Origin of the sequence: Mesorhizobium sp. M7A.F.Ca.CA.002.05.1.1 (genome assembly GCF_003998335.1) — a bacterium.
Classification (GTDB): domain Bacteria; phylum Pseudomonadota; class Alphaproteobacteria; order Rhizobiales; family Rhizobiaceae; genus Mesorhizobium.
Map to the genome: position 1 here is coordinate 1 of NZ_RZQI01000347.1, position 5,796 is coordinate 5,796.

General features: G+C 64.0%; 6 protein-coding genes and 2 pseudogenes. 5 read left to right on the forward strand and 3 right to left on the reverse strand.

Going from position 1 to position 5,796, the window contains the following annotated elements:
* Together EN939_RS18175 and EN939_RS18180 are read right to left on the reverse strand one after the other, a co-directional pair.
* Window positions 1–315, reverse strand: a pseudogene (locus EN939_RS18175) (DUF2182 domain-containing protein); the annotation flags it as partial.
* A gap of 9 nt (window positions 316–324) precedes the next feature.
* Window positions 325–960 carry a DUF1326 domain-containing protein gene (locus EN939_RS18180; RefSeq protein ID WP_127269117.1) on the reverse strand — a complete coding sequence of 212 codons (636 nt, stop codon included), beginning with the start codon at window positions 958–960 and terminating at the stop codon, window positions 325–327.
* Window positions 961–1,414: 454 nt separating this feature from the next.
* On the opposite strand from EN939_RS18180, the gene EN939_RS18185 reads away from it, so the two are divergent.
* The 5 genes from EN939_RS18185 to EN939_RS18205 all read left to right on the forward strand — a co-directional run bounded on the left by EN939_RS18185 (window position 1,415) and on the right by EN939_RS18205 (window position 5,552).
* The gene (locus tag EN939_RS18185; RefSeq protein ID WP_127269118.1) at window positions 1,415–2,593 is read left to right on the forward strand and encodes a cystathionine beta-lyase; all 1,179 of its coding nucleotides are present in this window, start codon (window positions 1,415–1,417) and stop codon (window positions 2,591–2,593) included.
* A gap of 130 nt (window positions 2,594–2,723) precedes the next feature.
* The gene (locus EN939_RS18190) at window positions 2,724–3,785 is read left to right on the forward strand and encodes an HPP family protein (protein ID WP_127269119.1); all 1,062 of its coding nucleotides are present in this window, start codon (window positions 2,724–2,726) and stop codon (window positions 3,783–3,785) included.
* Window positions 3,786–3,917: 132 nt separating this feature from the next.
* Window positions 3,918–4,592 carry an RNA polymerase sigma factor gene (locus EN939_RS18195; protein WP_127269120.1) on the forward strand — a complete coding sequence of 225 codons (675 nt, stop codon included), beginning with the start codon at window positions 3,918–3,920 and terminating at the stop codon, window positions 4,590–4,592.
* Window positions 4,593–4,707: 115 nt separating this feature from the next.
* On the forward strand, window positions 4,708–5,232 hold the full coding sequence (locus EN939_RS18200) for a DUF4142 domain-containing protein (protein WP_127269121.1): 525 nt from the start codon (window positions 4,708–4,710) through the stop codon (window positions 5,230–5,232).
* Between the two features lie 11 nt (window positions 5,233–5,243).
* On the forward strand, window positions 5,244–5,552 hold the full coding sequence (locus tag EN939_RS18205) for a cupredoxin domain-containing protein (RefSeq protein ID WP_127269122.1): 309 nt from the start codon (window positions 5,244–5,246) through the stop codon (window positions 5,550–5,552).
* Here the strand turns inward: EN939_RS18205 and EN939_RS18210 are convergent.
* Window positions 5,513–5,796: pseudogene (locus tag EN939_RS18210) on the reverse strand (enoyl-CoA hydratase); the annotation flags it as partial. The gene EN939_RS18205 and the pseudogene EN939_RS18210 sit on opposite strands and share 40 nt — an antisense overlap.

Here is a 5,796-nt window from a genome sequence, read left to right on the forward strand (position 1 = left end):
GAGCAGCAACATCGGCGCGACCGACGGCGTCATCATGCCGACCATCATCACCGCCCACATCGTGAAGGTGAAGGCGAAATCGCCCAATGCCCAGGGCCGGAAGCCGGGCGCCATGGCGGCGCCCATATCCATGCCGGCCATATCCATGCCGGCCATGTCGCCGCCTCCGCTATCCGGCAAGGGGGAGCCGGGCATGACCATGGTGGCGGCGAGCCACAGCACATAGGCCCAGGCGAGCACGGCAATCACCACGAGCGCGGCCATCACGACCGCGCGATCGCGCCTCAGCACCGCCTCGAGGGCCGTATCGCCCATTGGATCAGGTCAATGCACGATGCCGCTCTGCGTAAGATGCAGATTGGCGAAATGGCTGTGCGTATCGGCCAGTTCGAACTTGATCGGGCCCGTCGCCTTGGTCCAGCCGCGCCCGACCTCGGCGATCGCGTATTCGAAGCCGTGCGGCAAGTCGATGCGCGCCTGGTGCGCGGCGCCGGTGACCGGATTCCGGATCGGCTCGCCGCGACCGTCGGTTATACCCTCGACATGCAGCTGACTGGTTCGCGCGTCGACGTCGATTTTGAATTCGATCGGCGCGAAGATCGGATCGTGGAATTTCTCCAGCGTGGTCGAAAAGACCTGAAATATCGTTGCACCTGGCTCGGTGTCCAGACCGCCCAATATGCGAAGCAGCGCGCCACGTTGGGCTTCCGTCGCCCTCTCGTCGATGACCACCGCGGCTTCACCCCCGCCCTGGTGTATGGCGCCGGGCCAGCTGAAAATCCCGACGAACCGCAACCCGTCGAGCTTGGTGTCGCCGTGATGGCCGCTCTCGATTTCCATGCCGGCGACCGCCTGGCAGAATCCGTATGTCGGCATGGCGTTGAACTGGCACGGGCAGCCATAGGCGCAGTTGCAATTGATGAATTCGCGCGCCTTCATGGCCCATTTGACGTCCGGCATGGCATTCCTCCCTTGCCGCGCTCACGCTTCGTGAGCGCGATCCGGATCGTGGAGGACCAGAGGTCAACCGGCAGCAACCATCCGGCAGCATCTGATCGAAGCAATCCGGCGATTAATATTAGCCTGCAATCATATACCTTCCACAGCCGCCCACAATAGGCCGATCGGCTGAGATGAGGACTCCTAACGCAGATCAATCAAAGACCGCCTTTCCCGATAGGAATTTTTTCTTGACACCCTGCCCTCAGCTATGGTACATATTCGTCCATGGTGCTGATTTGCGCCGATAACCCGCCGCACAGGCGGGTTTTTCGTTTAATACCCTGTCCCAGCATCGCTGTTTTTGCCGCGACGAATTGGCATATTCGAAGTCCGCCTCCTGGCGGGCGGTGGCTGTTGCACGGTCCATAGCGCCGCACTATGGCTAGCGGCTTGTCAAACAAGGCGACGCAGAATGGCGAAGGACGGCAGCGAGCACGGCGGGATGGGCATCAACACGCGGCTTGCCCATTCGGGCAACAATCCGCACGACTATTTCGGCTTCGTCAATCCGCCGGTGGTGCATGCTTCGACCGTGCTGTTTCGCGACGCGGCTTCGATGGCGGCACGCACCCAGAAATACACTTACGGCACGCGCGGCACACCGACGACCGATGCGCTTGCCCATGCCATAGACGCGCTGGAAGGCTCGGCAGGCACGATCGTAGTGCCGTCGGGCCTTGCGGCGGTGACGGTGCCGCTGCTCGCCTTCGTCTCGGCCGGCGACCATCTGCTGATCGTCGATACCGTCTATCATCCGACCCGCAATTTCGCCGACACGATGCTGAAGCGGCTGGGCGTCGAGGTCGAGTATTACGCCCCCGATGTCGGCGCCGGCATCGCGGCGTTGATCAAGCCCAACACCAAGGTGGTGTTCACGGAATCGCCGGCCTCCAACACGTTCGAGGTGCAGGACATCCCGGCTATCGCCAAGGCGGCGCACGCCGCGGGCGCCATCGTCATGATGGACAATACGTGGGCGACGCCACTCTATTTCCGTCCGCTCGACCACGGCGTCGACATCTCGATCCATGCGGCGACCAAATACCCAGCCGGCCATTCCGACGTGCTGCTCGGCACGGTGTCGGCCAATGAGAGCTGCTGGACGCATCTTTACGAGAGCTTCTGCACGCTTGGCTGTTGCGCCGGGCCCGACGACGTCTACCAGGTGCTGCGTGGCCTGCGCAGCATGGGCGTGCGCCTCGAACACCATCAGCGCAGTACGCTTGCCATCGCCTCCTGGCTCGAGGGCCAGAAGGGCGTGGCGCGCGTGCTCCACCCGGCCCTGCCCAGCCATCCGGACCACGCTCTGTGGAAGCGAGATTTCTCCGGCTCCAGCGGCATCTTTTCCATCGTTCTTGCCGGTGGCGGCCAGAAGCAGCAGCACGCCTTTCTCGACGCGCTGCGGATCTTCGGCCTCGGCTATTCCTGGGGCGGCTATGAGAGCCTTGCCGTACCGGTCTGGCTCGGCGACCGCGTCGTTGCAAAAGCGCCCTATGAGGGTCCGTTGATCCGCCTGCAGATCGGCCTCGAGGACGTCGACGACCTGAAGGCCGACATCTCGCGCGGCCTGACCGCCGCGGCGGCTGCGTAGCGGAATTCTATTCCCTAAAATTGCGGTTTGCCGGATCAGTTTGGCTTTCAAATTCAACGATGCCGCGTCATTGCGGTGCGATCAGCACATTTTCGACTTCCCCTGGAATACCGGCAGAGTTTTCGACCCCATGGCTTTCCGCCTTTTTGTTCCCATTCTTGCCGGCGCGACGCTGCGCGAGCGTCTCGTCGCCTGTATCGGCGCGACGATCGGCATTGCGCTCACCGGCGTGATCGCCAGCCTTGTACTCGGCAACGGCCCGCATGTGCCGCTGCTGGTGGCGCCGATGGGGGCGTCGGCGGTGCTGCTGTTCGCCGTGCCCGCCAGTCCGCTGGCACAGCCATGGTCGATCATCGGCGGCAACACGATATCGGCGCTGGTCGGCGTGATCGTGGCGCATTTCATCCACGAAACCGCCCTTGCCAGCGGCATCGCGGTGGCACTGGCCATCGCCGCCATGTCGTTCACGCGCTGCCTGCATCCGCCGGGAGGAGCGGCCGCGCTGACCGCGGTGCTGGGAGGGCCTGCCGTCATCAGCGCCGGCTTCCTGTTTCCATTCGTTCCGGTGGCGCTGAACTCGATCCTGCTGGTGGCGCTCGGCTACGGCTTCCACAGGCTGGCCCGGCGCAATTATCCGCATGTGCCGGTTGCAGTGCCGGCGAACAGCCACGGCACCGGCGATCCGCCGGCGCAACTGCGCGTCGGCTTCCGCTCCGAAGACATCGATGCCGCGCTTGGCGCACTCGACGAGACGTTCGATATCGATCGCAACGATCTCGACCGGCTGCTGCGGCAGGTCGAATTGCAGGCGATGGTGCGCGCGCACAAGACCCTTCTGTGCGAGGACATCATGTCGCGCGATGTCATCTCGGTCGATGCTCACACCTCGACCGAGGCGGCGCGCCAATTGCTGCTTGACCACAACATCCGGACCTTGCCGGTCGTCAATGCGGAGGCCAGGCTGGCAGGCACCGTGGGGTTGCGCGAACTCACCCAGGCCTCCGGGACGGTCGGATCCGTTATATCGCCCGCGGCAACAGCCGCCGCCGGCTTCGCCGCCATGGGTCTGCTGCCCGTGCTCACCGACGGCCGCAGCCACGCGGTCATCATCGTCGACGACGACAAGCGGATTCTCGGGCTGATCACCCAGACCGATCTGTTGGCGGCCACAGCGCGCCTGCAGGCTGCCTGACAAGCCTTCACTCGCACTGTAGGGTAGCGGCCGCCGGGCCCGGCAGAAAATCTTCGGGAACCTTTTGCCGGCGACAGCGTCCAATCTCCCGATCGAGATCTTGGTTCGGAGATTGGGTTGAGGAAAGTGGCGATGCCTGCTGTGTTGACGGCCGTGCCTTCCGCTGCGCCAGGCGAGATGCAGCTTGTGCACCGCGCGCTGGCGCGCGACGGCGACGCCTTCCGCACCATCATCAAGACACACAATCAGCGGCTCTACCGGATCGCGCGCGGCGTCGTGCGCAATGACAGCGAGGCCGAGGACATCGTCCAGGAGGCCTACCTCAAGGCTTTCGCCCATCTCGATGCGTTTCGCGGCGACTCCTCGCTCGCCACATGGCTGTCGCGCATCGTCATCAACGAGGCGCTCGGCCGCCTGCGCAAAAGGCGCAGAACGGTGGCAATGCCGGAAAATCCGCAAGCCGAGATCATCCGGTTCCCCCTCCACCCCAGCGACGATCCGGAACGGACGATGGCGCAAAGGCAGATCCTCCAACTGGTCGAACAGGCCACAGACAGCCTTCCCGACGTCTACCGGACGGTGTTCGTGGCGCGGGTGATCGAGGGGCTGAGCATCGAGGAGACCGCCGATCTCCTCGGCGTGCGGCCGCAAACCGTCAAGACAAGGCTGCACCGCGCCCGCGCCCTGGTGCGCAAGGCGCTGGACGATCAGATCGGGCCGGTGCTGCTCGATGCCTTCCCCTTCGCCGGCCGGCGTTGCGAACGACTGACCAGCGCGGTCATGCGGCGGCTCGGGCTGGAAAGCTGAGCCTCACCGGATTCAATTGATTTTGGCGGGAACGTTTGCCGCTGGCCAGCATCCAATGACCGTCAACCGAAAACACAGTCCGGCGCGATTTTCAGCGTCCGGCGAAGGAGATGCCATGTCCATCCGACACACTGCCGCGCTCGCCGCCCTGCTGCTGCTCGGCACCGCCCCGTTCGCACAAGCCGCCGACAAGCCAACCGATCCGCAGATCGCCCACATCGCCTATACGGCCGGGGTCATCGACGTTGAAGCGGCCAAGCTGGCCATCGAAAAATCGAAGACCAAGGAGGTCGTGGATTTCGCCAACGACATGGTGCGCGACCACGAAGCCGTGAACGTGCAGGCGCTCGATCTGGTGAAGAAGCTCAAGGTCACGCCGGAAGACAACGCCACCAGCCAGGCGCTGACCAAAGCTGCGGCGGAGGAGCGGGCCAAGCTCGCCAAACTCGACGGCGCTGCCTTCGACAAGGCCTATGTCGATAACGAGGTCGCCTACCACAAGCAGGTCAACGGCGCGCTCGAAACCCTTTTGATCCCGTCGGCGCAGAATGCCGACCTGAAGGGCCTGCTGGAAACCGGCCTGAAGATTTTCCAGGGCCATGAGCAGCACGCCGAGCACGTCGCCGGCAGGCTCAAGTAAGGACCGGGAGCATGCCGAAACGCTATCTGTGGATTGCGTTGACGCTGGCCGTCGGTACCGTTCCGGCGCGAGCGGAAACCATCCAGGTCATCATCGACAGGCTGGTGTTCTCGCCAGCCACCGTCGAGGCCAAGGTCGGCGACACGATCGAGTGGGTGAACAAGGATGTGTTCGCCCACACGGCCACCGTGAAAGGCGGCTGGGAAGTGATGATCCCGCCGAAGAAATCCGCAAGCCTGACATTGAAGGCCGCGGGACCGGTCGACTATTTCTGCCGCTTTCACCCCAACATGAAAGGCCGTTTGGTGGTGGCGCCCTGATCCAGCGCCAACGAGGCTCGCCTGGCCTCGTCGGGACGCGCGATATGCGTCCACGAGCCGTCATAGCCCGGCTCGCGGCGTGCCATCCAGGCATTCAGCCCTTCGCGCAGATCAGCGGTCGGGGCCATGCGGGCGAACTGCTCGGCCTCGACCAGCAAACCTTCGGCGATGCTCTGGTTGAGGCCGCGGGCCACTGCCGTGAGGATGCCGGCAATCGCCAGATCGGAGTGTCGCAGGATACGCC